Source organism: Enterobacter sp. SA197 (genome assembly GCF_054131575.1).
Map to the genome: position 1 here is coordinate 2,461,095 of NZ_CP096393.1, position 24,683 is coordinate 2,485,777.

The 24,683-nt window shown below is 53.6% G+C and carries 22 protein-coding genes; 14 read left to right on the forward strand and 8 right to left on the reverse strand.

The window, feature by feature from the left end:
* Position 1 precedes the first annotated feature (1 nt).
* From M1D91_RS11580 to M1D91_RS11590, 3 genes are all read right to left on the reverse strand, one after another.
* Positions 2 to 1,414 (reverse strand): sodium:solute symporter family protein, encoded by a 1,413-nt coding sequence (locus tag M1D91_RS11580; RefSeq protein WP_437433836.1) that lies wholly within the window; start codon positions 1,412 to 1,414, stop codon positions 2 to 4.
* Between the two features lie 74 nt (positions 1,415 to 1,488).
* Positions 1,489 to 2,373, reverse strand: a complete 885-nt coding sequence (locus M1D91_RS11585) for a dihydrodipicolinate synthase family protein (protein WP_437433837.1) — start codon at positions 2,371 to 2,373, stop codon at positions 1,489 to 1,491.
* A gap of 20 nt (positions 2,374 to 2,393) precedes the next feature.
* The gene (locus M1D91_RS11590) at positions 2,394 to 3,533 is read right to left on the reverse strand and encodes an iron-containing alcohol dehydrogenase (protein WP_437433838.1); all 1,140 of its coding nucleotides are present in this window, start codon (positions 3,531 to 3,533) and stop codon (positions 2,394 to 2,396) included.
* Positions 3,534 to 3,709: 176 nt separating this feature from the next.
* Here M1D91_RS11590 and dtnK point away from each other — a divergent pair, with 176 nt between their 5' ends.
* Genes dtnK through M1D91_RS11605 form a run of 3 tightly spaced genes read left to right on the forward strand, consistent with a single transcriptional unit; the run spans position 3,710 to position 6,687 of the window.
* Positions 3,710 to 4,945, forward strand: coding sequence for a D-threonate kinase (gene dtnK / locus M1D91_RS11595; protein ID WP_437433839.1), 1,236 nt, complete (start codon positions 3,710 to 3,712; stop codon positions 4,943 to 4,945).
* Positions 4,938 to 5,924 (forward strand): D-threonate 4-phosphate dehydrogenase, encoded by a 987-nt coding sequence (locus tag M1D91_RS11600; RefSeq protein WP_437433840.1) that lies wholly within the window; start codon positions 4,938 to 4,940, stop codon positions 5,922 to 5,924. Before dtnK ends, M1D91_RS11600 begins: the two co-directional genes overlap by 8 nt.
* A 1-nt stretch (position 5,925) precedes the next feature.
* Positions 5,926 to 6,687, forward strand: a complete 762-nt coding sequence (locus M1D91_RS11605) for a DeoR/GlpR family DNA-binding transcription regulator (RefSeq protein WP_437433841.1) — start codon at positions 5,926 to 5,928, stop codon at positions 6,685 to 6,687.
* 13 nt (positions 6,688 to 6,700) lie between these two features.
* Here the strand turns inward: M1D91_RS11605 and M1D91_RS11610 are convergent, their stop codons facing one another.
* Entirely contained in the window at positions 6,701 to 7,645 is a 945-nt protein-coding gene (locus tag M1D91_RS11610; protein ID WP_437433842.1) for an L-lactate dehydrogenase, read from the reverse strand.
* 148 nt (positions 7,646 to 7,793) lie between these two features.
* Here M1D91_RS11610 and M1D91_RS11615 point away from each other — a divergent pair, with 148 nt between their 5' ends.
* Positions 7,794 to 8,273: a GNAT family N-acetyltransferase gene (locus M1D91_RS11615; RefSeq protein WP_437433843.1), complete on the forward strand. Its 480-nt coding sequence runs from the start codon at positions 7,794 to 7,796 to the stop codon at positions 8,271 to 8,273.
* On the opposite strand, the gene ptrR is transcribed toward M1D91_RS11615, so the two are convergent.
* Entirely contained in the window at positions 8,230 to 9,105 is an 876-nt protein-coding gene (ptrR, locus tag M1D91_RS11620) for a putrescine utilization regulator PtrR (protein ID WP_437433844.1), read from the reverse strand. The two genes, M1D91_RS11615 and ptrR, sit on opposite strands and share 44 nt — an antisense overlap.
* 98 nt (positions 9,106 to 9,203) lie before the next feature.
* Between ptrR and sad the strand changes: the two genes are divergently transcribed.
* From sad to M1D91_RS11665, 9 genes are all read left to right on the forward strand, one after another.
* On the forward strand, positions 9,204 to 10,592 hold the full coding sequence (gene sad, locus M1D91_RS11625; RefSeq protein WP_437433845.1) for a succinate-semialdehyde dehydrogenase: 1,389 nt from the start codon (positions 9,204 to 9,206) through the stop codon (positions 10,590 to 10,592).
* 101 nt (positions 10,593 to 10,693) lie between these two features.
* On the forward strand, positions 10,694 to 12,283 hold the full coding sequence (locus tag M1D91_RS11630) for a methyl-accepting chemotaxis protein (protein WP_437433846.1): 1,590 nt from the start codon (positions 10,694 to 10,696) through the stop codon (positions 12,281 to 12,283).
* A 48-nt stretch (positions 12,284 to 12,331) separates the two neighbouring features.
* On the forward strand, positions 12,332 to 13,258 hold the full coding sequence (glsB, locus tag M1D91_RS11635; RefSeq protein WP_437433847.1) for a glutaminase B: 927 nt from the start codon (positions 12,332 to 12,334) through the stop codon (positions 13,256 to 13,258).
* Entirely contained in the window at positions 13,258 to 13,614 is a 357-nt protein-coding gene (locus M1D91_RS11640; protein ID WP_437433848.1) for a DUF4186 domain-containing protein, read from the forward strand. Before glsB ends, M1D91_RS11640 begins: the two co-directional genes overlap by 1 nt.
* Positions 13,615 to 13,737: 123 nt before the next feature.
* On the forward strand, positions 13,738 to 15,192 hold the full coding sequence (locus M1D91_RS11645) for a GGDEF domain-containing protein (protein ID WP_437433881.1): 1,455 nt from the start codon (positions 13,738 to 13,740) through the stop codon (positions 15,190 to 15,192).
* A gap of 182 nt (positions 15,193 to 15,374) precedes the next feature.
* Positions 15,375 to 16,367, forward strand: a complete 993-nt coding sequence (locus tag M1D91_RS11650) for a sensor domain-containing diguanylate cyclase (protein ID WP_437433882.1) — start codon at positions 15,375 to 15,377, stop codon at positions 16,365 to 16,367.
* A 104-nt stretch (positions 16,368 to 16,471) separates the two neighbouring features.
* Positions 16,472 to 17,446 (forward strand): sensor domain-containing diguanylate cyclase, encoded by a 975-nt coding sequence (locus tag M1D91_RS11655; protein WP_437433849.1) that lies wholly within the window; start codon positions 16,472 to 16,474, stop codon positions 17,444 to 17,446.
* A gap of 72 nt (positions 17,447 to 17,518) precedes the next feature.
* Positions 17,519 to 18,043: a GNAT family N-acetyltransferase gene (locus M1D91_RS11660; protein WP_437433850.1), complete on the forward strand. Its 525-nt coding sequence runs from the start codon at positions 17,519 to 17,521 to the stop codon at positions 18,041 to 18,043.
* Positions 18,044 to 18,160: 117 nt separating this feature from the next.
* Positions 18,161 to 19,612 carry a tagaturonate reductase gene (locus tag M1D91_RS11665; RefSeq protein WP_437433851.1) on the forward strand — a complete coding sequence of 484 codons (1,452 nt, stop codon included), beginning with the start codon at positions 18,161 to 18,163 and terminating at the stop codon, positions 19,610 to 19,612.
* A 390-nt stretch (positions 19,613 to 20,002) separates the two neighbouring features.
* Here the strand turns inward: M1D91_RS11665 and pdxR are convergent, their stop codons facing one another.
* Positions 20,003 to 21,400 (reverse strand): MocR-like pyridoxine biosynthesis transcription factor PdxR, encoded by a 1,398-nt coding sequence (pdxR, locus tag M1D91_RS11670; RefSeq protein WP_437433852.1) that lies wholly within the window; start codon positions 21,398 to 21,400, stop codon positions 20,003 to 20,005.
* A 91-nt stretch (positions 21,401 to 21,491) separates the two neighbouring features.
* Between pdxR and M1D91_RS11675 the strand changes: the two genes are divergently transcribed.
* Positions 21,492 to 21,971 carry a carboxymuconolactone decarboxylase family protein gene (locus M1D91_RS11675; protein WP_437433853.1) on the forward strand — a complete coding sequence of 160 codons (480 nt, stop codon included), beginning with the start codon at positions 21,492 to 21,494 and terminating at the stop codon, positions 21,969 to 21,971.
* Between the two features lie 140 nt (positions 21,972 to 22,111).
* Here the strand turns inward: M1D91_RS11675 and M1D91_RS11680 are convergent, their stop codons facing one another.
* Both M1D91_RS11680 and M1D91_RS11685 read right to left on the reverse strand, forming a co-directional pair.
* On the reverse strand, positions 22,112 to 22,768 hold the full coding sequence (locus tag M1D91_RS11680) for a DUF2931 family protein (RefSeq protein WP_437433854.1): 657 nt from the start codon (positions 22,766 to 22,768) through the stop codon (positions 22,112 to 22,114).
* Positions 22,765 to 24,636 carry a PAAR domain-containing protein gene (locus M1D91_RS11685; RefSeq protein ID WP_437433855.1) on the reverse strand — a complete coding sequence of 624 codons (1,872 nt, stop codon included), beginning with the start codon at positions 24,634 to 24,636 and terminating at the stop codon, positions 22,765 to 22,767. Before M1D91_RS11685 ends, M1D91_RS11680 begins: the two co-directional genes overlap by 4 nt.
* Positions 24,637 to 24,683: the final 47 nt, after the last annotated feature.

Consider the following 24,683-nt stretch of genomic DNA (forward strand, 5'->3'; position numbering starts at 1 on the left):
ATTAAACTCCACTATTTTGAACGGGTGTTGGCGCTTTATCCGCCGCTTTATTGGGGATCAGGCGGTCCAGGACCATGATCACCGCAGGCGTTATCAGCGCGATATACATATTGTTAATACCAAACGGGTCACCCAGCAGGTACCAGACAGAGGTCACCACACAGGCGCCAATCAGACCAGCATTCGCCCCACGGGTGCTCTTAAAGAAAGGTGCATAGAAGGCGATAACCGCCACCACGGTAATGGACAGACGAATCGCACGCGTAAAGAAGGAGAGCTTCAGCACTTCAGGCACCAGCAGCACGAAAATCAGCGGCAGGAAACCAATGAACAGTGACAACCAGCGTGTGGCTTTGAACTCCTGTTCCGGCGTTGGGTTACGGTAAGGCACATAGAAATCCTTCACCACCAGCGAGGCGATAGCCAGCGCAACGGTACTCACGCTCACGAAGATGGAAGCAACAAGTGACGTTGTCACAAGTCCGGCAATCCACGGGTTCATATCCTGCAGGAAGATGGGCATGGCGTACAGGCTGTTGATTTCCGGGTGCAGATACTTAGCCGCCACACCAATAATGGCGATAGCCAGTGAAATTGGCAGGCAGAACCAGAAGGCTATCCAGGTGGAACGCTTCGCTGTTTTTACATCTTTGGTAGAGCAGATAGCCTGAATCACAAACTGGGTGCAGAAAATCGAACCAATGGTACCAATCAGCCACGCAAAGATGGTGCTCGGGCCAAAGTTACCGTCCCAGGTCCAGTAGAAGTGCGGCATCTCTCTGACCATCGGCGTAAAGCCGCCGGTTTTGTACAGCGCAAAGCCCATGATGACCAGAATACCAAAATACTTCAGCGCACTATGTAGCAGGGTAACCCAGGCCACTCCTTTCATACCGCCGTAAGCAAAATAGAAGGTACTGACGATAGCGGTAATAAAGGCGGCTACCGGCAGGCTCACTTTCAGCACCGTGGCAATCGCCGCCGCGCCGCTGACGTAGTTACCCACGTTCACCAGCAGCAGGGCGTAAATCATGATGACAGAGATGATATTTTTAGTACTGGTGCCGTACTTCTCGGCTATCGCACCTGAAATGGTGATTTTTCCGGTGTTATAGATGCGCTTAACCAGCAGCAGGCCAAACAGCGGAAAGCCAATCGCCGCGCCGAGAACGGACCAGGAGGCGGCAATACCACCCTCGAAGGCCGCCTGCGCAGTACCGATGGTAGATTTTGCGCCAATGTATTCAGACATCAGCAGGATCCCGACGAGGAAGGCGGGCATAGCGCGGGAGCCTTCCATAAAATCGCCGGAGTTTTTACTGCGTAACCGGAACGTAAGCCAGGTAGTAAAGACGATATAGACAATCACTATACCGACGATAATCAGGGTATCTTGAGAAGTAAACGTGTTCATCTTAGCCTCTCTTCAGGGCGTGTGAATCCAGGGCACCTGAGGTGCCCAATATTGTTATGCTAAAAAAATGCGCCTTAGTGCAGGTACTGGTTCACTATCTGGCGGATCTGCTGTTGTTGTTCATCGCTAAACGTGACGGCGTAACGGCTGGCCCCGACATCGTAGCCCATGAGTTGTAGTGCTTTCTTCACCGCGGCCGGTGAGAAACCAATGCTGTAAAGATCGGTACGCAGGCCGGTTACATTCTCCTGGGCCTGTCGCGAACCTTCGATATCGCCAGCTTTAAAGCGTGCCCAGATGCTGTTGATCTCTTTCGGCGCAACGTTGGCAAGCCCCGAAATGCATGCAGAGCAGCCTTCCACAAAACCTTTGTGAATCAACGAGTCCGGGCCATTGAGTACGTCGAAGTTGTCAACATCCTTCACCGCATTCAGATAACCACTCAGACTCTCGTAGCTGCCTGCACTGTCTTTAATACCGGCAATGTTCGGGTGTGAGGCCAGGGTGCGCACGGTCTGAGGGTCGAGCGTGTTGCCGGTGCGCGCAGGGATGTTGTACAGAAATACCGGCACGCTGAGGGCATCAGCCACGGCGGTATAGTGGGTAATGAGTTCGTGTTGTTTTAAGGGGACAAACCAGGGGGTGATGACGGAGACGGCATCGACGCCCAGTTTCTCAATTTGCCTGCCCAGTCGTATGGTTTCGCGGGTTGAAATCTCGCCAATATGGGCCACGACACTGGCGCGCCCTTTAACCTGGTTCACGCAGGTTTCGGTTACCGCTAACTTTTCCTGCTCGTTAAGCACGAAAAATTCACCGTTGGTGCCACCGCAGAAGATGCCATTACCGGCGCTAAGCTGGCGTTCAACCTGCTGTTGTAGCGACGACAGGTGCAGCGCACCGTCCTCATCGAAAGGTGTGATGATTGCCGTCAACACGCCTTCTATTTTCTTGCTCATTACAGCCTCTACATGAATCATTATTTAAACAGTGTCTGATAAATCGCCTGCACGTCGTCGTGACTGACGGTGCAGGGTGCGTTGTTCATCAGGCGTTTCACGTTCAGCGCGGCGTCGGCGAGAGACGGGATATCAGCACGCGGCACGCCCAGGCTTTCCAGGTTGTCCGGGAGCTTCAGACGCCGGACGAGATCGGCAAAGAACTGCACCAGCGCGTGGGATTTCTCTTCATTATTCAGTGAGGTATCAGCGCCTGGCACCAAATCCCACACCTCGGCAAATTTCTCAACGGCGTGAGGACGAACCACTTTCATGCAGGGTGCCAGCAGGATGGCGTTCGCCACGCCGTGCGGCAGGTGATATTTGCCCCCAAGTGGGTAAGAGAGCGCGTGTACGAGATGCGTACCCGCATGGGTAATTGCCGCACCGCCGTAATAAGAGGCCCAGAGCATCTCCAGCCGCGCTACCAGGTTGTTCGGTTCGTTCACCGCAGTTTCGATGTTGTGCAGTAGTTTGCGCAGGCCGGTGAGGGCAACGTTATCGCTGACCGGATTGGCGATGGTGGCAGTAAAGCACTCAATCAGGTGGCACAGCGCGTCAATGCCGGTGGAAGAGGCGATATGTGCAGGCATGCTGGTGGTCAGTTCGGGCAGCAGCGCAACATAGTCCGGTAACAGTACTGGAGAGATGATACCAATTTTGGTGTCCTGTTCCGGGATCGCCAGTATGGCGTTCGGCGTCGCTTCCGAACCCGTGCCGGCAGTGGCCGGGATCAGCAAAGAGGCGATACGTTCAGTGGGTTTTACCCCCTCCAGCAACGCCTCCAGGCCAGGCGAACCTGGGTGATGCAGTACCGAGAGCAGCTTGGTGACATCAAGCACACTGCCGCCGCCAATGCCCACTACCAGATCAATGGCGCTTGCCGGGGCGCTGGCCATAATCGTCGCCACATCATGCTGGCTAGGCTCGGGTGGAACTGTATCGATTATCTGTACCTGACGACCTTCCGCTGTCAGCAGCGCAAGGATCTGCCGGGTGGCCTCCAGCTTAATGACATTGGCGTCACTCACCAGTAAGAGGTTTTTCTTACCCGCCAGCAACGGTGCCAGAGAGGGAATCGCTCCCGCACCGCTAATGAGGGTGCTGTTAATCGTAACCACAACATTCTCCTGTCTTTCCGGGTGGTGATTGAAGTTAATCATCAAAATTCAATCACCGTCACTGTATGGCCTGAATTTATAAATTATTCATAAATTAAATAAGTTGATCTTGCTCACATATAATCAATCATGATTGAATATAATCATAACCAGAAACGAAACGACCCGGAGTTGGGATGAACGAACAGATTGCAGAACACAGCGTGGTGATTCTGGCCGATGATTTTACCGGTGCGAACGATGCGGGGGTGAGCCTGGCTCAGGTCGGCATACAGGTAGAAGTCGTACTGGATGAAAGCGACGTCAGCAACGCTCAGGCGCGTATCTTTAATACTGACAGCCGAGCGCTACCGGCGAGCGTTGCTGCGAAACGGGTGGCCGTACTGACTGAAAAACTGCTACGCCCGGGCAAACCCGCCTGGCTTGTTAAGAAGATTGACTCAACGCTTCGGGGCAATCCGGGGGCGGAAGTGGCCGCAATGCAGCGCGCAGCGGGTGTGGCGGCGGTAATTATCGCGCCCGCCTTTCCCGCCGCCGGACGCGTGACCCGCAACGGGCACTGTTATGTAAACAATGTCCTGTTGACGGAGACCGAATTTGCCAGCGACCCGAAAACACCCATTACCAGTGCGGATGTAGGGGCGCTTTTTTCTGGCCCGCGCCTGTACGCACAGCCTGATGACCTGCCAGCGATTCTCGAGTCCGCGACCGCGGAGAAACCGGTAACCGTGATAGTGGACGCCCAAAGCGATGCGGATCTGGATGCCGTCGTGCTTCACGCTATGCGGGCATCGGTTCGCCCGTTATTGGTAGGTTCTGCAGGGATCTGTGATGCGCTCTCGCGTCGGTTGGCTCCGGCAACCCAGAAGAGGGTGCTGGCAATTGTCGGCTCTATGAGTGAAATCGCTCAACAACAGATTGCGGCCGTCGTTGCTCATCCGCGACTGGTGCACCTCTTTATTGATATCAACCCTCTGTTTTCAACCCCGACAGTCGATTACCGCGCAGCGATTGTCGCGGCGTTGAAGGCCGGGAAACACTGCCTGGTGCACACCTGCCCGGATGAACAGGCGCGCCACCAGGTGGCAGCCCTGTGCGAACGCTGGGGTGTTTCACGGGTTGAATGTGGTGAGCGAATTTGTGCGTTTCTGGGACAGCTCACGCGTGAAGTTCTGGCAGAAACCCAACCGGATGCGCTCTATCTGTCGGGCGGGGACGTTGCGATTGCGGTAGCGCGCAGGCTCGGCGCAAAAGGGTTTCGCATTCAGGGCCGCGTCGCAGGCTGTGTGCCCTGGGGATATTTTTCAGGTTGCGAATGGCAACGACCAGTGATGACCAAAGCAGGGGGCTTCGGCGATGAAGCCACACTGCATGAGGTATTGAATTTTATTGAGGAGAAATCGAGTGACTAATGTTATTGCCGTAACGATGGGCGACCCGGCAGGGATTGGCCCGGAGATTATTATTAAATCGCTGGTTGAGGGGGAACTGTCAGGCGCCCCGGTTGTGGTGGTTGGCTGTGCGCAAACCTTTAACCGTATTCTGGCATTAAACATCACCCCTCATGCGGAACTGCGCATTATCGATCAGGTGAGCCTGGCCCATTTTGCACCCGGAGTCATTAATGTTCTGGACGAGCCGCTGGAAAACCCGCAGGCATTAGAGGCGGGTAAAGTGCAGGCGCAGGCAGGGGATCTGGCTTACCGCTGCGTGCGTCGTGCCACAGAACTGGCGATGGCCGGTGAGGTAAAAGCCATTGCCACTGCGCCACTGAATAAAGAAGCGCTGCATCTTGGGGGGCACCATTATCCGGGGCACACCGAGCTGCTGGCGAAGCTGACCAATATCAACGATTATGCAATGGTGCTCTACACCGATAAGCTCAAAGTTATCCATGTCACCACCCACATTGCTCTGCGAAAATTCCTCGACACGCTGAATCAGGATCGCATCAAAACCGTGGTACGTGTGGCTGATGCTTTCCTGAAGCGGGTGGGTTTTGCTAATCCGCGTATCGCCGTCGCCGGGGTAAACCCACATGCGGGTGAAAATGGTTTATTTGGTGACGAAGAGATAACCACCGTCGGCCCGGCCGTGGAGGCGATGAAGGCTGAAGGAGTGAATGTCACCGGCCCATGCCCGCCCGATACCGTGTTTATGCAGTGTCATGAAGGGATGTATGACATGGTGGTGGCGATGTATCACGATCAGGGGCATATTCCGTTAAAATTGCTGGGCTTTTATGATGGGGTTAATATCACGGCGGGCCTGCCATTTATCCGTACCTCTGCGGATCACGGCACCGCATTTGATATCGCCTGGACCGGGAAAGCAAAACCGGAGAGCATGGCGGTATCCATCCAGTTAGCGATGCAAATAACGCGAGAATAATATGAAGGGATATAACCGGTTAGAGCAGATTATGGACTATCTCAAAAGCCATAATCTGGTGACGGTAGACCAGCTGGTGAGCGCCACCAGCGCGTCACCCGCGACCATACGTCGGGATCTTATTAAGCTCGACCAGGAAGGGGTTATCAGCCGTTCCCACGGTGGTGTGACCCTGAACCGGTTTATTCCCTCTCAGCCGACCACGCATGAGAAGATGCAGCGCAACCTGACCGAGAAACACGCCATTGCCACCGCAGCGGCGTCGCTGGTGAAAGCGGGGGATGCCATTGTACTGGATGCGGGCACCACCATGATTGAACTGGCGCGTCAGCTTACCCATCTTCCGCTACGGGTTATCACAAGCGATCTGCACATAGCACTGTTTCTGTCGGAGTTTAAGCAAATTGAGGTGACCATCATTGGCGGGCGTATCGATGATACCAGCCAGTCATGCGTGGGTGAGCATGGGCGCAAACTGTTGCAGGGGATCTGGCCGGATGTGGCTTTTGTCAGTTGTAACGGCTGGGACCTTGAAAAGGGCATTACCTCGCCAACGGAGGAAAAAGCGGCCCTGAAACGGGCGCTGATTGATAACGCAGGGCGTCGGGTGCTGCTTGCCGACAGCAGTAAATACGGGGCCTGGTCGCTGTTTAATGTTGCCCGCCTTGACTCACTGACGGATATCATCACCGATGCTCAACTGAGTGATGAGATCCGCCAGCAACTCACCGTGCTGCCGGGGCGGTTAACCATAGCCGGTTAACCCACTAACCCCGTCAGGGCAGGCGGGAGATATTCTCTTTTATCACCGAAACGGAGTGGTGGAATTTGGCCACTTCGTCCTCTTCGAGCTGTAACTCAATGATTTGTTGTACGCCGCTTTGCGCCAGTACTGCGGGTACGCCAATGGCGACATTGTTCACCCCATATTCACCGTCCAGCACGCAGGAGATGGCCAGCGCCCGGTGGCTACCGGTAAAAATATTGCGGCAAATCTCAGCAATAGTGCCGGCGATACCATATTCGGTGCAGCCTTTTTTGGCATAGATTGCAAAACCATGTTTGCGCACCTGCTCGGCGAGCGCATCGCAATCCAGCGCCTGCCCGGTTTTACGCAACCAGACGTCGGCAATCGGCGAACCATATACCGACGAGTGCGACCAGACCGGAAACTGCGTATCGCCGTGCTCACCGAGAATAAAGGCATCAATACTCTGGGCACCAATATCGAGGGTTTGCGCCAGCGCGCGGCGCAGACGGGTGGTGTCCAGCCAGACCCCGGTCCCAATCACCTGATGGCGTGGCAGACCGGAAAGTTTCCACACCTGCCAGGTAATGATGTCACAGGGGTTGGTGGCCACAAGAAAAATACCGTTAAACCCGTTTTCCATCATCGACGGCACAATGTTTTTGACGATTCGCGCCGTGCTCTGTAACTCATCCAGACGGGTTTGTCCCGCCCTGAGCGGGCCGCCGGACACGGTGATGACGGCAATATCCACATCCGCACACTCGGTAACGTCGCGACAGGAAATGGTCATCATTCCTGGCATATACGCGGCCGCATCCGCCAGATCCTGCACATGCCCTTCTACCCGGTCACGATTGACATCAACCAGGATCAGCTCCTCTGCAATATTTTGATTTAACAGCGCATAGGCGGCGGATGCGCCCACGTTTCCGGTTCCTATGATCATAACTTTACGGGCTTTGGTATTCATTTCGGTTCCGTTCTCAGGATGACGTATGAGCGTAAAGTACCGCTCAGGCCGCGCCTTACGCAATGCAGCGCGGGCGTTATAAGTTAATTGTATGAATCAAGGCGGGTGCCAGGGGGTTAATTTAACAGGACATTCACAGGAGAGCGCCATGTACACCGTTATACCCGCGACCGCCCGGCAACCTGTTATCCGCACGCTGATTGCTGCCCTGGATGCCTGGCAGAGCGAATGCTATCCGCAGGAGAGTAACCATCTGCTGGATCTGAGTGAATTACCTGCGTCAACACTGGCGCTGCTGGCTATCCGTCATGAGAGCGGAGAAACCGTCGGCTGCGGTGCTGTGGTGCTGAACGGGGATGGCACCGGGGAGATTAAACGGGTCTATATCGATGCACGCCATCGCGGGCAAAAGCTGGGTGAATTACTGATTACCGCGCTGGAAACTGCGGCTCTGGCGCGGGGATGCCATACCCTGCGGCTGGAAACCGGCATTAAGCAACCGGCGGCCATCACCCTTTATGGTCGCTGCGGCTACCAGCAGCGCAGCGCGTTTGCCCCTTACGCCGACGACCCGTTAAGCATTTTTATGGAGAAGGATCTGTCGGATCGTCATTCAGCAGGGCAATGAACGCCTCCAGATGGCGGGTTTTGGCCCCACGACGCCACACAAGCCAGGTGGTCAGCCATCGCCATTTTTCCGATAGCGGCCACGCCCCCACCTGATGATGACCGGGCATACTTTCCAGCATACTGCGCGGGATAAGTGCCACTCCTGCGCCAGCAATCACACAGGCCAGCATGCCGTGGTACGACTCCATCTCATGAATTTTACCGGGGGTAGCCTTGTCGGCGTGAAACCAGCTTTCAAAGTGGCGGCGGTACGAGCAGTTGGCACGAAAGGCGTAGATGCTGGAGCCGTTGACCTGAGACGCGCGTTCCACAGGCGCATGTCCATGAGGCGCCACAATCATCATCTCTTCACGGTAAACCGGAATGCCCTCAAGGCCCGGATGCACAATCGGCCCGTCAACGAAGGCCGCGCTGAGGGTTCCCTCCAGTACACCGTCAATCATTTTGCCGGACGGGCCGGTCGCCATATCAAACTGAATACGCGGGTAACGCTGGTTGTATTTCGCAAGCGTTGCCGGTATGCGCACGGCGGCGGTGCTCTCCAGCGAGCCGAGTGAGAAAAGCCCCTGGGGTTCATCCCCGGCCACTACCATCCGCGCTTCATCCACCAGCGCCAGAATCTGCTGGCTATAGCGCAGGAAACTGTGGCCTGCGGGGGAGAGGCGCAGACGCTGATTTTCACGAATAAAGAGCGCGACACCCAAATCCGCTTCAAGCTGGCGGATACGAGTCGTCAGGTTTGAGGGTACACGATGCACTTTCTGCGCGGCCTGGGTAATGCTACCGGTCTGTGCCACGGCGTTAAACATTTCAAGTTGGGTCAGATCCATTTCGTTCTCTCACCGTGAATGGTTTGCTTAATATTATTCACTTTTAAGAAAGAGTAAACCGGGCGAGGATAGCGCCGTTCCCACACGGAGAGAAAATTATGTCGATATCACCTGCTACTCACGCCATGTCTGTTAACCCGGCAACCGGCGAAACCCTCTCTGCCCGCCCGTGGGCCACGCCTGATGACGTGGACGCGGCACTGACACTCGCTGCAAACGGCTATCGTCAGTGGCGTAAGCAGCCTGTCTGCGAGCGCGCGGCGCTGCTGCGTAAGGTGGGCGCTGTTTTGCGCGAACATGGCGAAGAGATGGCGCAGCTCATCACCCTTGAGATGGGCAAACCCATTGCTCAGGCGCGTGGAGAGGTCAGTAAGTCAGCCAGCCTCTGTGACTGGTATGCCGACCAGGGTCCGGCGATGTTAAACAGTGAAGCCACAACCGTGGAAAATAACCGTGCGACCATTGAATACCGCCCGCTGGGGCCGATACTGGCGGTGATGCCCTGGAACTTCCCGTTATGGCAGGTGCTGCGCGGGGCGGTGCCCATTCTGCTCGCCGGAAATAGCTATCTGCTGAAACCTGCGCCAACTGTGTCGGGTTGCGCGGAACTTATCGGTAAACTCTTTACCAGGGCGGGGATCCCTGAAGGGGTATTTGGCTGGGTGAACGCTACCAACGAGGGGGTCAGTCAGGCCATCAAAGACGCACGTATTGCCGCCGTCACGGTGACCGGCAGCGTGCGTGCCGGGGCGGCAATCGGGGCACAGGCCGGAGCGGCGCTGAAAAAATGTGTGCTTGAGCTTGGCGGATCAGACCCCTTTATTGTCCTGAACGATGCCGACATTGACCTTGCGGTGAAAGCGGCAGTGACTGGACGCTACCAGAATACCGGGCAGGTCTGTGCCGCCGCGAAGCGCTTTATCGTTGAAGCAGGCATTGCCGACCGCTTTACGGAGAATTTTATTGCCGCGGCTGCCGCTCTGCAGCAGGGTTCACCGCAGGATGAGAAGCACTTTCTGGGGCCAATGGCCCGCTTTGATCTGCGTGATGAGCTGCACGCCCAGGTGATGGCAACGATTAATGAGGGGGCAACTCTGGCGCTGGGCGGTGAAATACCTGCTGGGCCAGGGAATTACTACCCGGCAACCGTGCTGACCCACGTTACGCCGCAGATGACGGCGTTTCGTCAGGAGATGTTTGGCCCGGTCGCGGCTATTACTGTTGCCCGCGATGCGGAGCACGCTCTGGCGCTCGCCAATGACAGTGAATTCGGTCTGTCGGCGACGGTGTTTACCACCAATAATGCGCTGGCTGAAGATTTTGCTTCGCGTCTTGAGTGTGGCGGAGTCTTTATTAATGGCTTTAGCGCCAGCGATGCCCGGGTGGCGTTTGGTGGGGTGAAGAAAAGTGGCTTCGGTCGCGAGCTGTCTCATTTTGGCCTGCATGAGTTCTGTAATGTGCAAACGGTCTGGAAAGAGAGAGTTTAACCTTTCGCGCGCCCGTGCAGGGCGCGCCATGCCTGCCTGTCATGGTGCTGTCATTATTCTTTCGTAGACTCACGATATTCGTAAGGTTATAGAAGAATATCATGAACTTAACACAAATTTTTCGCCGCATTTTCCGGCGTGTTTTCCCACGGGATTTTGGCTTGCTCGCAGGTATCTTCTGGATTATTGGCCTCTTTTCCGCACTACAGATTGCCACCTCGGTTCTGCTTTCCACCTCACTGAACGACGCCCGACATAACGAACAGCTTAACCAGCAGGCGCATATGCAGCAGGTTAAGGTCGATGAAGCACGCGTGTCGCTCCTTGCCGCAAGCGATCTGCTCAACCGCGCCGGTGTTTACTTTATGCAGGATAAAGAGACCGGCTCTGAGGGTAGCTGGCACAGTCTGATGGACGAAACGCAGCAGGCGCTGGCTAGCTCGCAAAAGGCATGGCAGGCGTGGCTGGCGCTTAATCCGCCAAAAGACGAGGGGTTGGTGAACAGCTATCAGCTGTTTTACGGCGCCATCAAAGAGCAGGCGGACGGCCTGGTGAAGACACAATCTATTGATGCGTTTTTTGCCGTACCGGCCCAGGCATTCCAGGCAGACTTTAATGAAAATTATGCCCGTTTTCAGCAGGGCAGTGAGCAGCAGGCGGACCGTGGGCGTCAGGCACTGATGGGGAATCTGGCGCAGTTACAACATGTGTTTGTACTGGTGCCGGCGCTACTTGCCGTGATTGCCATTGTGGTCTGGTTTACCATGTCCCGATGGGTAATTACCCCGCTGCGTCGGTTAATTGCCCATATCAACACCCTTGCCGCGGGCGATCTTTCAGCGCCACTTCCGGCAGTGAAACGCTTTAACCGGGAGATCAACCAGATTGGCCTGAGCATTGACACTATGCAGCAGGGACTGCAGCAGCTGGTCATCCAGGTCAGCCATGCCACCCGTTCGATGGCCTCTAATATTGACAATCTGGCAGATGGAAACCAGAAGCTCTACCTGCAATCAACCCGTCAGGCGAAGGAACTTGAGGATGTCACCTCGCATATTGCCAGTCTGGAAACCTATGTAGAGGGCAATACCGGTTATGCGCAGCTTGCCAGCCAACGGGCCGACGAGGCGCGTCAGGCCGCCGCGGGTGGGGACAGTATGATGGAGACGGTGAATCAGTCGATGCGTAAAATCGTCGATCGTGCCGCGGAGATGCGCGGCATCGTACAGATGATAGACGGGGTCGCTTTCCAGACCAATATTCTGGCCCTCAACGCCGCAATAGAAGCCGCACACGCGGGTAATCATGGTCGCGGCTTTGCGGTCGTTGCGAAAGAGGTGGGGTTGCTGGCACGTAAGAGCAGCCACTCAACGCAAACCATCCAGCAACTGATCAACCATTCGCTTCAGGGAATAGAGGAGGGTTCGCAGGCGGTCAGTAAACTGGAAGACAATCTGCAGCAGGTGACCGGTCTGGTGGGGCATCTGAGTGGGTTGCTTAATGATATTTCCGCGGCGACGCTGAGTCAGGCTGAAAACATTCATCATATGACGCGCCAGCTACACGCGCTCAACCATGTAGCAAAGCGAACGGGGGAGCTTGTGACCCACACCACCGAGGCCTCGGTTCAGTTGCATGAGGACTCTCACCGACTTATTCAGGCGGTTTCTCGTTTTCGTCTCCCGGCATGAACTTTGGTATACTCGCAGCCCGATTTTAGCGGTGAGTAAGGTCATAGCGTGGCAAAGGTGTTGGGAAATGGGATGCTGGAGGCGCTGCTGGAGCAGGTTCGCCCACTGTTGGGGCGTGGAAAGGTGGCGGATTACATTCCTGCGCTTGCAGAGGTCAGCCCGGATAAACTGGGCATCGCTATCAGCACCGTCGGTGGGGAGCATTATCAGGCCGGTGACGCGCAGGAGCGGTTCTCCATTCAGTCGCTCTCAAAAGTGCTCAGCCTGACCGTGGCGATGAACCATTACGATGAGGCCGAAATCTGGACGCGCGTTGGTAAAGATCCCTCCGGCCAGCCGTTTAATTCCCTGGTTCAGCTTGAAATGGAGCAAGGGAAACCGCGTAATCCCTTTATTAACGCCGGGGCGCTGGTGGTCTGCGACATGCTGCAAAGTCGCCTCAGCGCACCGCGTCAACGAATGCTGGAAATTGTACGAAAACTCTCCGGCACGCCGGATATCGGCTTTGACAGCGTGGTCGCCCGCTCTGAATTTGACCACTCTGCCCGCAATGCAGCCATTGCGTGGCTGATGAAATCTTTTGGCAATTTTAATAACGATGTCGCGACCGTGCTGCAAAATTACTTCCATTATTGCGCGCTCAGGATGAGCTGTAGCGAGCTTGCGCGCACGTTTCTGTTCCTGGCCGATCGCGGCCGCTCGCCACAAAGTGATGTACCAGTATTAACGCCTCAGCAAAGCCAGCAGGTCAATGCCCTGATGGCGACGAGCGGGATGTACCAGAATGCAGGGGAGTTCGCCTGGCGGGTAGGGCTGCCTGCTAAGTCGGGCGTCGGAGGAGGCATTGTCGCCGTCGTTCCCCATGAGATGGTGATTGCCGTCTGGAGCCCTGAACTGGATGAGGCAGGTAATTCACTGGCGGGCATTGCCTTACTGGAGGCGTTAACGCAGCGCCTGGGGCGGTCGGTCTACTGATGACGAATCTCAACCCACTCTTTGCGCGTCTCGCACGCTCAACCTTTCGTTCGCGCTTTCGTCTCGGAATAAAAGAGCGACAGTACTGCCTGGATAAGGGCGCACCCGTGATAGCGCAACACGCGGCAGATTTTGTGGCGCGTCGACTCGCGCCTGCGCTTTTGGCAAATGACGGGAAACAGACGCCGATGCGGGGCCATCCGGTGTTTATCGCGCAGCATGCCACGGCAACCTGCTGTCGTGGCTGTCTTGCCAAATGGCATAACATCCCTGCCGGCATTGCCCTGAGTGACACGCAGCAGCAGTACGTTGTCGAGGTTATTTACCAGTGGCTGGTACGACAAATGAACGCGTGAGGGTAACAAACCCAGTTTAAAGGCATGTTAGCAAGCTGTTATCAGAGCATTGCATGTTAAGCTATGTGTTAACGTTACCCCGCCCCATTGATTCGTTCTGCCAATGACCTGGATTACTCTTTGATGCGTGTTTTTTTTGCTGGCCCCTTCCGACCTTTCCGGCAGGACAGACCGCTTATCAACGCGGTGCTTATTTTTACAGTAACCACGCTGCTTTATTGCGTTGGCGCTATGCTGCGCCTGGTAGATGAACTGTCGCTGTTCTGGCCATTAAATGCGGTGATGGCTGGTATTTTCGCCCGCTACGCCTTTCTGAACCGCTGGTATTTATATCTGCTTTCTTTCACCGCTATGCTGCTTTATGACGGCGTGACCACCACATGGGGGGGCGCGTCACTTCTTATTAATCTCTCCAATATGGTCTTTATCCTGACCATGGCCACGCTGGTGCTGAGAGAAAAACGGCTGATGCCCCGGACGCCGCAACCTGTCAATGCCCTTAATCTTTTCAGCTACTGCCTGGTCTCTGCCATGCTCTGCGCCCTGTTCGGGGCGGTGGCGTCCGTGGGTATTGGCGGACTGGGCTTCTTCAGCCTCTATTGCGACTGGTTTAGCGAGCAGTTTTCGACCGGCGTGTTAATTCTGCCCTGTATGCTGACGTTCAGTTGGCCACAACGGGCGCCCGTGTTCAGAAGTAAAAACCTGTTGCCCGTACTGGCGCTGGTGGCGTCGGTTGCGGTCTCTGTCTGCATCGGCGGCGCAGGCAGCCTCGCGTTTCCTCTGCCTGCGTTAATCTGGTGCGCGGTAAAATACCCGCTTCCGGTGACCTGTCTGATGACCCTTATCACGGGTGGGGTGGAAATTATCCTGATGGCTAATGGCATTATTAATATTTTCGTGGCCTCGCCGCTGGAGATGCCGCGGATGTTTTCCGCTCGTCTGGGTATTGCCACGATGGCGATTTGCCCGGTTATCGTTTCGGTTAGCGTCGCCACCATCAATCGTTTAATTCGTCAGGTTTCATTGCGGGCGGATTTCGATTTCCTTACCCAGGTTTATTCACGCTCCGGACTCTACGAAGCCCTGAATAATGACAGCTCGATTTTTATAAATAAGCACCTTACCGTCATGCTGTTGGATGTCGATTATTTTAAAAGCGTTAATGACAATTATGGCCATGAATGCGGCGACAAGGTGCTGAAATCCTTTGCCCAGCAGGTCAGGCAGGAAATCGGTGATCGGGGTATCGTCGCCCGCATGGGCGGAGAAGAGTTCGCGGTGGTCGCCATAACCACGGATCCCACTCAGGGATACCAACTGGGCGAACAGGTTCGTCGGGCCATTGAAGCCCAGCACTTTATGTGGCGGCAGAACAGTTTACGTCTGACGGTCAGCATTGGCGTCAGTAACGGGCAGGTCCGGACAAAACGGCTCACCGACGTTTTTAATAAGCTACTCGCACAGGCTGACGAATATCTTTATCTGTCAAAAAAAGCGGGGCGCAACTGCACCAGTATGCAGGAGATGGCACCGACAATACGTAACCCCCAGGTGACAGAGCCAGAAGCGCTCTGTTAAACGCCAGTCTGCTATGCAACATTATCGCGAAACCCTGGTAGCAGGTTATTAAATTGCTTGCTACACATTTTCTTCGTCAATATTATTAATCGTTATACGCTTCGGAATTCCCATACGTCATGAACGTACCTGATAATTTGCACAAAAGTTCGCGGGTGACTGGCAGCGCCTTTGTCAGAAGAATGTACCTGATGCGTATCCTGGGAACGTTTTTATGTTTCTTCCCCATTCTCTCCGTTCTTATTGAACTCAACAGGCCACTTTGGTTGTTGGTGTTGTTAGGCCTAAACGCCTTCATCTGGCCTACGGTTGCCTTTGCGCGCGCCCGCCAGGCCGCAACGCCGTTACGTGCGGAACACGACAATCTCGTTATGGATGCGGCGGCTGGTGGATTCTGGATTGCGATGATGGCGGCAAATCCCCTTCCTTCCGTTGTGATTGCCACCATTCTTATATCAGACAGACTCTCCGCTGGCGGCAGTGAGCTGATGCGTAAAGCCGCACTGACAATGGTGGCCGCGTTCTGCGCTGGATGGATAGCGCAGGGGATGGAGATTGCTCCGGTGGTTACGCAGCGCACCATGTTTGCCACGCTCCCCTTAATCGCGGTTTATATGGTGGCGCTGAGTGTCTTAACGGACACCATTGCCGTAAAACTGCGCTTCAAAAGTCGCGAGCTGGAACGTATTGCGATGATGGATCCTCTGCTGGATATCGCTAACCGACGGCTGCTTGAACAGCGTATCCAGTTCGAACTGGATCAGTTCAACCAGGCGCCGCTGCACGCCGCGCTTATCTCAATCGATATTGATAACTTCAAAGAGGTTAACGATCGCTTTGGTCATGAAGCCGGCGATGCGCTTTTAGTCTCCGTCTCACATGTGCTTCACGCCGCCACGCGCAAAACGGATACCCCCGCGCGACTGGGCGGGGATGAGTTTGTTATTCTGATGCCCAATACCACCCGGGATGAGGCGATGGTGGTGGCGACACGCATCCTTGAAGCCACGGCACACATCACCGTAAAAGCCGAGCACAGCTTCCGCTGTACCCTCAGTATCGGCATCGCTGTTCTGACGCCGGGAATGTACAGCGTTCCCCACTGGCTGAAAGCGGCGGATGACGCGCTCTACCGTGCTAAGCGACAGGGAAAAAACCAGATCTACGCCCACTAAACCTGCTGAATACGCTACGCTTTATCCTATGCACCGCGACGTTGACGCTGCCTGTTTTTATCATCGCGGAATAGATCAGGTAATGAATAGCGAGAAAGCACCCTATGAAAGCACCTGCAACTCCTGCCAATGAGGAACAACGCCTGGCGTCACTTCGCGACTCAGGCCTTCTCGACACCGGTACTAACGAGCGTTTTGACCGTCTGACCCGGCTCGCAAAGCGGTTGTTCAATGTCCCGGTTGCCCTGGTTACGCTGGTAGGGGAACAAACGCTCCATTTCAAGACCAGTGATGGCATGGCCTATGAAAACCTGCCCCGAAGCCTCTCTTTTTGCGGTCATACCATTCTCAGTGCGTCGCCACTGGTCATAAATGACACCCAACAGGATGAGCGATTTAATGGCAATCCGTTGGTTCATGGCGAAGAGGGTCTGCGCTTTTACGCGGGCTACCCCCTTCATCTTCCCGATGGGGCCTCCGTGGGATCATTTTGTTTAATCGATCGCAGCCCACGTGATTTCACCCCCGCCGAACTCGAGATCCTGAAAGATTTTGCGCTCATTGTGGAAAATGAGTTCGCGGTAATGAGTGCGGCCACCACCGATGAGCTGACCGGACTCTTTAACCGCCGGGCTTTTGACAGCCTGGTCAGGTTCGCTATCTCCAGCGCCCGTCGCCGTGCTGAGCCGCTGGCACTGGCGTGGCTCGATCTGGATGGGTTTAAACAAATCAATGACACCTGGGGGCATAGCGAAGGTGATGAAGCCCTGAAAGCGATGGCGGGGGTGATGCGCGCCAGCTTCAGAGAGGCCGATCTGCTGGTGCGTTATGGCGGTGATGAATTTGCGGTGCTCTTCTCGGACACCCATGAGAATGGCGCATGGATAGCCGTCGAACACCTTGCGGAGCAGACGAAGGCCTGGAACGCATCCTCCGGTAAACCCTGGCAGCTGGCTTTTTCCTGGGGCGTCAGTGAGTTTGACCATAACAGCGAGGGAGACGTGAAGCAGTGGCTCAGGGATGCAGACGAAAAGATGTATGCCATGAAATCCAAAAACCATCAGGCCCGCGGGGCATAACAAAAAACTCTGACGCTGCGGATTGTGCAGTAGCCAGGGTCAATGCATAGTGGTTGTTTTTAAGGAATAAAAATGACCACGCCTGCTTCTCTCCAGTCCCTTACCGCGGACGAAATCACCTCCTGTATTAATGAACTTAGTCTCGTACTGGAAAACTGTGTACAGGGCGGTGCCTCTGTCAGTTTCATGTTGCCCTTTGATCGCGCTACCTCCATCGCTTTCTGGCAAAACGTCGCCCTGAGCGTTTCGCGAGGGGAGCGAGTGGTGCTGGTCGAACGGGACGGGCAGGGTATTGTTGGTACGGTCCAGCTCATCCTCGATCAACCCGAAAACCAACCCCATCGCGCAGACGTTGCGAAGTTACTGGTGCACGAAAGGGCCCGGCGTCAGGGTATCGCGGGCCGCTTAATGGCCGCGCTGGAAACCGCTGCACGGGACGAGGGTAAAACCGTACTGGTTCTGGACACCACGACCGGCAGCGGGGCCGAAATCTTTTACAGCCGGGCGGGCTGGCAAAAGGTGGGAGAAATTCCGCGTTATGCATTGATGCCGGATGGGGAAATGGCAAGTACCAGCATTTTTTATAAGTTTTTGTGATAGCCGTTAAATTTGTCTGCTCACTTTGATCAAAACAGGGGTTAGTGGTTTAAAAGTCTGATAAGTTATTACACCAATCCTCCCAGGTTGTATGACTAATCAAAAAAGGAACCCATTGTGAACACTGTAAACCGTCGCGATTTTCCCGGTGCTTCTTACCCTGAACGCGTGATTCAGTTCGGTGAAGGCAACTTCTTACGTGCTTTCGTTGACTGGCAGATTGACCTGTTGAATGAACACACCGATTTGAATGCGGGGATTGTGGTGGTGCGTCCTATTGACAGTACCTTCCCACCGTCACTCAGCACTCAGGACGGTTTGTACACCACTATTATCCGTGGGTTGAACGAACAGGGGGAGGCAGTCAGTGACTCCCGGTTGATTCGCTCCGTTAACCGCGAAATCAGCGTTTACAGTCAGTACGAAGAGTTCCTGAAACTGGCCCACAATCCGGACATGCGTTTTGTCTTCTCAAATACCACCGAGGCGGGTATCAGCTACCATGCCGGTGACAAATTTGAGGATGCCCCTGCGGTCAGCTACCCCGCTAAACTGACCCGTTTGTTGTTCGAACGCTTTACCCACTTCGCCGGCGCAGCGGATAAAGGCTGGGTAATCATTCCGTGTGAGCTGATTGATTACAACGGTGAGGCACTGCATGAGCTGGTTGTCCGTTATGCGCAGGACTGGGCGTTGCCGGCGGCGTTTACGCAATGGCTCAATGAGGCCAATACCTTCTGCTCAACGCTGGTTGACCGTATTGTGACGGGTTACCCGCGTGATGAAGTGGCTAAAATTGAAGCGGAACTGGGCTATCACGACAACTTCCTGGATACTGCCGAACACTTCTATCTGTTTGTTATTCAGGGGCCGGAATCACTGGCGCAGGAGTTACGTCTGGATCAGTTCCCGCTCAATGTGCTGATTGTCGATGACATCAAGCCGTACAAAGAACGTAAAGTCGCGATTCTCAATGGTGCGCACACTGCGCTGGTGCCGGTGGCTTACCAGGCCGGTCTGGACACCGTAGGGGAAGCAATGAACGACGCAGAAATTTGCGCGTTCGTCGAAAAAGCTATTTACGAAGAGATCATTCCGGTGCTCGATCTGCCGCGTAATGAACTGGCCTCGTTCGCGAGCGCCGTAACCGGGCGTTTCCGTAACCCCTACATCAAACATCAGTTGCTCTCCATTGCGTTAAACGGCATGACCAAGTTCCGCACCCGTATACTGCCGCAGCTGCTGAAAGGGCAGGAGACACAGGGCAAACTGCCTGCTCGTCTGACGTTCGCCCTTGCCGCGCTTATTGCTTTCTACCGTGCCGAGCGTAATGGCGAAGCCTATCCGGTCCAGGATGATGCACACTGGCTCGAGCGTTATCAGCAGTTGTGGACGCAGCACCGCGACCGTCAGATTAGCACCACGGAACTGGTACGAAATGTTCTGTCCGTGAGCGAACACTGGGAACAGGATTTAAGCCAGGTATCAGGATTGGTAGAACAGGTTTCTCTGGATCTTGATGCTATTCTGCTGCGCGGTATGCGTGACGCGGTAAAACCGCTCTGCTAATTCTCGTCGCCCACTAAAAAGGGGCGCTCTCAGTCTTTGGCCGGGAGCGCCTTTATTTTTACTCTGCTATTAGTTACAACATACTATTTATCAATCTACTATTCCCGACATTAACATCGGCGCAAAAACCACAAATAGCTCATCAGTGCGGCTGTTTCTTTCTATACTTTTAACAGCCACACACGCGTCGACGCCGTCGACCGGGGAAAACCGTTGTGCCTTAACAGGTTCAACACGAACGAAGAGGGGGACAAGCAATGGAAAAGCTTGAAAAGACATTACCGCTCGTCATGGGTCTGGTATTCGGTATCTCGCTTCTTGCCACGGCATGGGATATCTCATTCGTCAGTGCTTTGCCCTGAGTAGTGTCTGAAAGGGGGTATCCCCCTTTCAGATCCCCAGATACGCCCGCGTTTCCGGCTCGACCCGTTTAAACAGAGCAATGGCCTCTCCCTCTGATACCAGGTTTGTATATCCCATAATCAGTCCATATCGTTCAGTCACATCGCTGTACCACTCGGACAGTGGACTCACTCTGAGCTGATGTTGATGCCAGATCTTTGCCAGCCCGACATCACTGATAGGCTGTTTAAGGTATGCCACGATATGCATCCCGCCATCACGATTTTCCACTTCCAGACAGTCGGAGAAGACGTGGCGGAGCGCAGCAATCATCATTTCCCGCCGCTGCTGATAGAGCGCGCGCATTTTTTTGAGATGCCGGAAGAAGTGACCCTCGGAAAGAAAGCTGGCGACAATTTTTTGCGTCAATATCGGCTGGCCGTTTTCAGTGATCTCGCCTGTTTCATGAAAGGCATTGATTGTCGAACGGGGCATTACCAGGTAGCTGATGCGCAGCGAGGGCAGGATAGTTTTGCTGAAGGTCCCCATGTAGATAACCCGGTCATGCGTATCCAGGCTTTTCAGGGCAGGTAACACTTTACGTGTGTAATGAAACTCTCCATCGTAATCATCTTCGATAATCCATGCATTGTTTGCCCTGGCCCATTCCAGAAGTTGATGTTTACGGGGCAGAGAAAGCGTAACCGCAAGAGGACTATGGTGGGAGGGGGTGGTGAAAACAAACCGCGTGTCCGGATGGTGTGCAAGGAGATAATTAACATCAAGACCCTGGGCATCGACCGGTACCGTATGCAGATTTTTGACCGTTCTTTTAAGCAACTGCTGGCCAAAGAAGTAACCTGGATCCTCCAGTACGACTTTATCCTGCTCTTCGGCGAGCGTTGTGAGGATCAGGGAGAGATTATTACGATATCCACTCGTGATGAATATCTGATTGGCAGAACAGTTCAGTCCGCGAGAAATATTGAGATATCGGGCGATGGCTTCCCGCAGAGGCGGATAACCCATCAGTGGTGGATTGACCATCTCGGTAGCAGGCAGAGCGCGCAGCGTTTTTGCGGACAGTAAGAGCCATTTTTTTGTCGGGAACGCATCCAGCGCGGGTATTCCCAGCCGCATAAAGCCTTGCTGGTCTCGAAGATTGACGACAGAGGCGAGCGGGGTGTCCTGCAATGGCGGCTGGGGCGCGATTTTCTTAACGGCAGGGAGTTTTAGTTCAGGATTGATTCGGGTACCCCGGGCACCCTGAGTCACCAGATAACCCTCTCCAGCCAGAATGGCGTAGGCTGTCTCGACGGTTTTACGTGCGACCTTCAGTTCAGTGGCCAGCAATCGCACCGAAGGGACTTTATCGCCGGGTTTACGTAAGCCTTGAAGGATATCTTCTCTGAATCGTGCATAAATTTCACGATATCCTGTCTTCATGTCCTACCTCGAAAGTGGTTTTTTGCCTCTTTTTACTATGCCATAAATCCCTATTATTGGTTCGGTTGAATTAATAAATGAGGAAAATGAAATGAGCGCACGCGTGAACCACTTCCAGACAATACCAACACTGATCAAAACCCTTGGCGATGCCAGTATGGCGTCGCATAAAAGCAGCCTGGATGGTGGCATTAAAAATCTGGTGGATATCAGGGCATCGCAACTGAATGGCTGCGCATTTTGTCTGGATATGCACGTTAAGCAGGCTAAGTTACGCGGTGAGCGTGAATTACGCCTCTACCATATTGCTATCTGGCGTGAGTCGCCCCTGTTCAGTGAGAAAGAAAAAGCGGCGCTGGCCCTGACTGAATCGGTCACGCGCCCGGACGCAGAAGGGATATCCGATGCGCTTTACCTTGCAACACGTGACTATTTCACTGATGAAGAGATCTCGGAGCTGACGTTTGCTATTGCTCTGATAAATGCCTGGAACCGACTGCAGCTCCTCTCCCGCATGCAACCCGGCTCGCAGGATGCCGCTTACGGACTTGATCGTGCAGGGCTTCAATAAGAAAACTGACCTATGAATAAAATTTACACGTAGAAACAACGGAAGAGCGCGAAGTCAGAATATAAAGTATTGATGATTCGCACTTACTGAGAAGGGATATCTGGCAACCAGTAGTAGATGCATGATTATCCCGCTCTTTTTTACCAGCTTCCGTAAGGGTAAGTTTTGTCTTTAATAAAAGATTGCGTGGTCTGGGTATAACGGTATCCCCTGGTATGGTTGGTTATTCCTTTGCATACTTTCAGCTTGTCGCCGGACAGGGTGGTAATGGCACGGGGGATCAGCGGCACATTTTCGCCTCCGGCGCTGTTCTGTAGCCAGATACGGACCTTGCCTTCTGGTGCCAGCCCAAACAGCAGGGTGTCATACCATGCTGTTTCGCCCATTAGATCCTTACCCGTTGGCGTCAGCATAATATCCCGCAATGCAGGGTCAAAGATAATGCGAGTTTCGTAGGTCCTTTTGTCGATAATGGAGTCCCAGCAAAACAGCATCTCAGCGGGCGGCCGTGGGGCTTTATTAAACAATACCTGCATATAAACCCTGTTATGCCATGTTGAAAATGTATCTTCATCATCAGGCGTGTAATCCAGGGTGAGATATGAGGAAACGATATTGTTTGAATCAATAATCATTACCCGGTTAACTGAGGCACTAAGTGCGTAGGGAGTAAAAAAGACAAAACTCCATTTGCCATAAGGCATCTCATCCGCTTCTAATAAAGTGTGCGGAACTCGTGACGTACAGGCTGCTAACAAGCTTATAAAGATGACAGAAGCAATGATTAAGGCCCTCATATTTTATGTCCGTCCATGTCATAAATAGTTCGCTGCCAGTTATCGTCTGGCCGATTAACAAACCCAATAAGAACTGAGGGGTGAGCACCTCCCTGGATCATTCCTGTCTTATCAGTCTTAATCGGATTCCAGTGGGCAGAACAATGAATATACTCATCGCCGATGATATCCAGCTCATCTAGAGTAAAGGGTGGAGGTATCTTACCAGAGCGCACTGCTTTTCCCATTCTGATGGCTTTTTCGCGCAGCGGGATGAGTTCATCTGGAAGAGTAAATTCATCATTTGTTTCAACATTATCAAACAAAACGCCAGCATCTTGCGCTGCATCAAGCATGACCCGCAACACAACTTTTGACCAATCATGTTTTACTTTCCTGTTACGCACCGTTAATGCCGCATAATTTCTTTTCTGAGCAACACCATAACGATCCGGTGGTAATCGGTCATCACACCATGTTTCAGCGTTTGTTGGGGTAGTATGCACTATTGGTGCCATTGCAGATGCAAGCTTAAGCCCAGCCTTCTTTTTCAATGTCTGACGGTAGCCACGGGTTTGCTCACCAGGCAAATTGGCAGGAACAGTATCCGTTTCCGGGCGGGTTAGAAATAAATTTTCGAAAACGATTGGGAGGTAGCCTCCGCCAATATCGGAATGTACACCCGGCAGGCTTAGTTCGGGCCATGCAGGTTGCACACTATTTAAAGCAAAATTAAAGCGACACTCATTTTCTGCGGTAATATGAAAAACTTTCTCAGCCACGCCTGGCCGCAAGACAATATTCACTTCTCCGGTATCTGCTGTATGCGGATTTAAACCATTGACAGGCGTACCGATCGCAGCCACCGTGTCCATAATACCTATAAAACGAACTTTGCCTGCGGGTGCTCCCTTGTAAGGTATCTCACCTGTACCTTTACGTATGGCTTCGACGATAATAGATTCTTCAGCATGAATACGATTAGCAAAATGTCGGGCGGCGGCCGCACCACGGCTGAAACCAAAAATGTCAAACTGGAGGTTAGAAAGGATAAGCTCATTATCGGCAGGTAGTGTTGATGAGAGCTGTTGTATGCTTCTCGAAATTGTTGATGATAGAAGCGATATGGCTTTGTCCGTTTTGGCCAACACTCCAGTATCAGATATTCCAAGCCCCTGCCCGATGACGCTATCTGGTTTACCGGACTCTGTGCCTATGCCATCAATATATATCGCTTGCTGCATGTGTGTTTCATGCTTATTAAACTTTTTTCTATATAACGTCGCCAACCAGTGCACATTGGTGTAATAGCCTAAATAGCTTGTCGCACCAATACCTTTTACATCAAATGATGCATCTGCACATTGACGCAATAAGTCTTCTACAGCAGGGTCAGAAAAACCATGAAGGTCAGCGGTGCAGCCTTGCATCATGTTGCTGATATTAAACGCGTTATTACCGGTGCCATCAAAGAACAAACCCAGCGTAAGGGTAATTTCACGCAACTTTTCTTCCGTTTCGCATTGCTGGCAATCTTCTGAGGCTGATTGTATCTTCCCGACCAATGATTTCCGGCCAGACTGCGCCCGTTGTTCAGGTTCATACTGTTCATAAACTCCGTACTCAACGTTCAGCTTCGATGCGATCAGTTTGGCATGACAGGGGCAACTGCTTCTACTGTGCTGCGAGCCTGCCATCCGCCTGCCTCCACGGTATATTTCAGGTACGCCTCCGACAATAATGTAAATGCCGGTATGTTTGCCACACGTTACCCGATCGAACTCTCTTGCTTGCGGCTCTCCCTCAATAACGTAATCCTCAGCGCCATCAATAATGATTCCGCCGCAGGTTGTCCGGTCCCCGATAACTAAAAAGTGTCCTTTTGTCATAACCGTCCTTCCTTGTTCCGTAAACTTATCGTCACTACCTTTTAGAG

Bases quoted from the DNA above. Each gene is read 5' to 3' on its own strand.
- M1D91_RS11580 (WP_437433836.1), bottom strand. From the start codon at position 1,414: ATGAACACGTTTACTTCTCAAGATACCCTGATTATCGTCGGTATAGTG.
- M1D91_RS11585 (WP_437433837.1), bottom strand. From the start codon at position 2,373: ATGAGCAAGAAAATAGAAGGCGTGTTGACGGCAATCATCACACCTTTC.
- dtnK (WP_437433839.1), top strand. From the start codon at position 3,710: ATGAACGAACAGATTGCAGAACACAGCGTGGTGATTCTGGCCGATGAT.
- M1D91_RS11605 (WP_437433841.1), top strand. From the start codon at position 5,926: ATGAAGGGATATAACCGGTTAGAGCAGATTATGGACTATCTCAAAAGC.
- M1D91_RS11610 (WP_437433842.1), bottom strand. From the start codon at position 7,645: ATGAATACCAAAGCCCGTAAAGTTATGATCATAGGAACCGGAAACGTG.
- M1D91_RS11615 (WP_437433843.1), top strand. From the start codon at position 7,794: ATGTACACCGTTATACCCGCGACCGCCCGGCAACCTGTTATCCGCACG.
- ptrR (WP_437433844.1), bottom strand. From the start codon at position 9,105: ATGGATCTGACCCAACTTGAAATGTTTAACGCCGTGGCACAGACCGGT.
- sad (WP_437433845.1), top strand. From the start codon at position 9,204: ATGTCGATATCACCTGCTACTCACGCCATGTCTGTTAACCCGGCAACC.
- M1D91_RS11630 (WP_437433846.1), top strand. From the start codon at position 10,694: ATGAACTTAACACAAATTTTTCGCCGCATTTTCCGGCGTGTTTTCCCA.
- M1D91_RS11640 (WP_437433848.1), top strand. From the start codon at position 13,258: ATGACGAATCTCAACCCACTCTTTGCGCGTCTCGCACGCTCAACCTTT.
- M1D91_RS11645 (WP_437433881.1), top strand. From the start codon at position 13,738: ATGCGTGTTTTTTTTGCTGGCCCCTTCCGACCTTTCCGGCAGGACAGA.
- M1D91_RS11650 (WP_437433882.1), top strand. From the start codon at position 15,375: ATGTACCTGATGCGTATCCTGGGAACGTTTTTATGTTTCTTCCCCATT.
- M1D91_RS11655 (WP_437433849.1), top strand. From the start codon at position 16,472: ATGAAAGCACCTGCAACTCCTGCCAATGAGGAACAACGCCTGGCGTCA.
- M1D91_RS11660 (WP_437433850.1), top strand. From the start codon at position 17,519: ATGACCACGCCTGCTTCTCTCCAGTCCCTTACCGCGGACGAAATCACC.
- pdxR (WP_437433852.1), bottom strand. From the start codon at position 21,400: ATGAAGACAGGATATCGTGAAATTTATGCACGATTCAGAGAAGATATC.
- M1D91_RS11675 (WP_437433853.1), top strand. From the start codon at position 21,492: ATGAGCGCACGCGTGAACCACTTCCAGACAATACCAACACTGATCAAA.
- M1D91_RS11680 (WP_437433854.1), bottom strand. From the start codon at position 22,768: ATGAGGGCCTTAATCATTGCTTCTGTCATCTTTATAAGCTTGTTAGCA.
- M1D91_RS11685 (WP_437433855.1), bottom strand. From the start codon at position 24,636: ATGACAAAAGGACACTTTTTAGTTATCGGGGACCGGACAACCTGCGGC.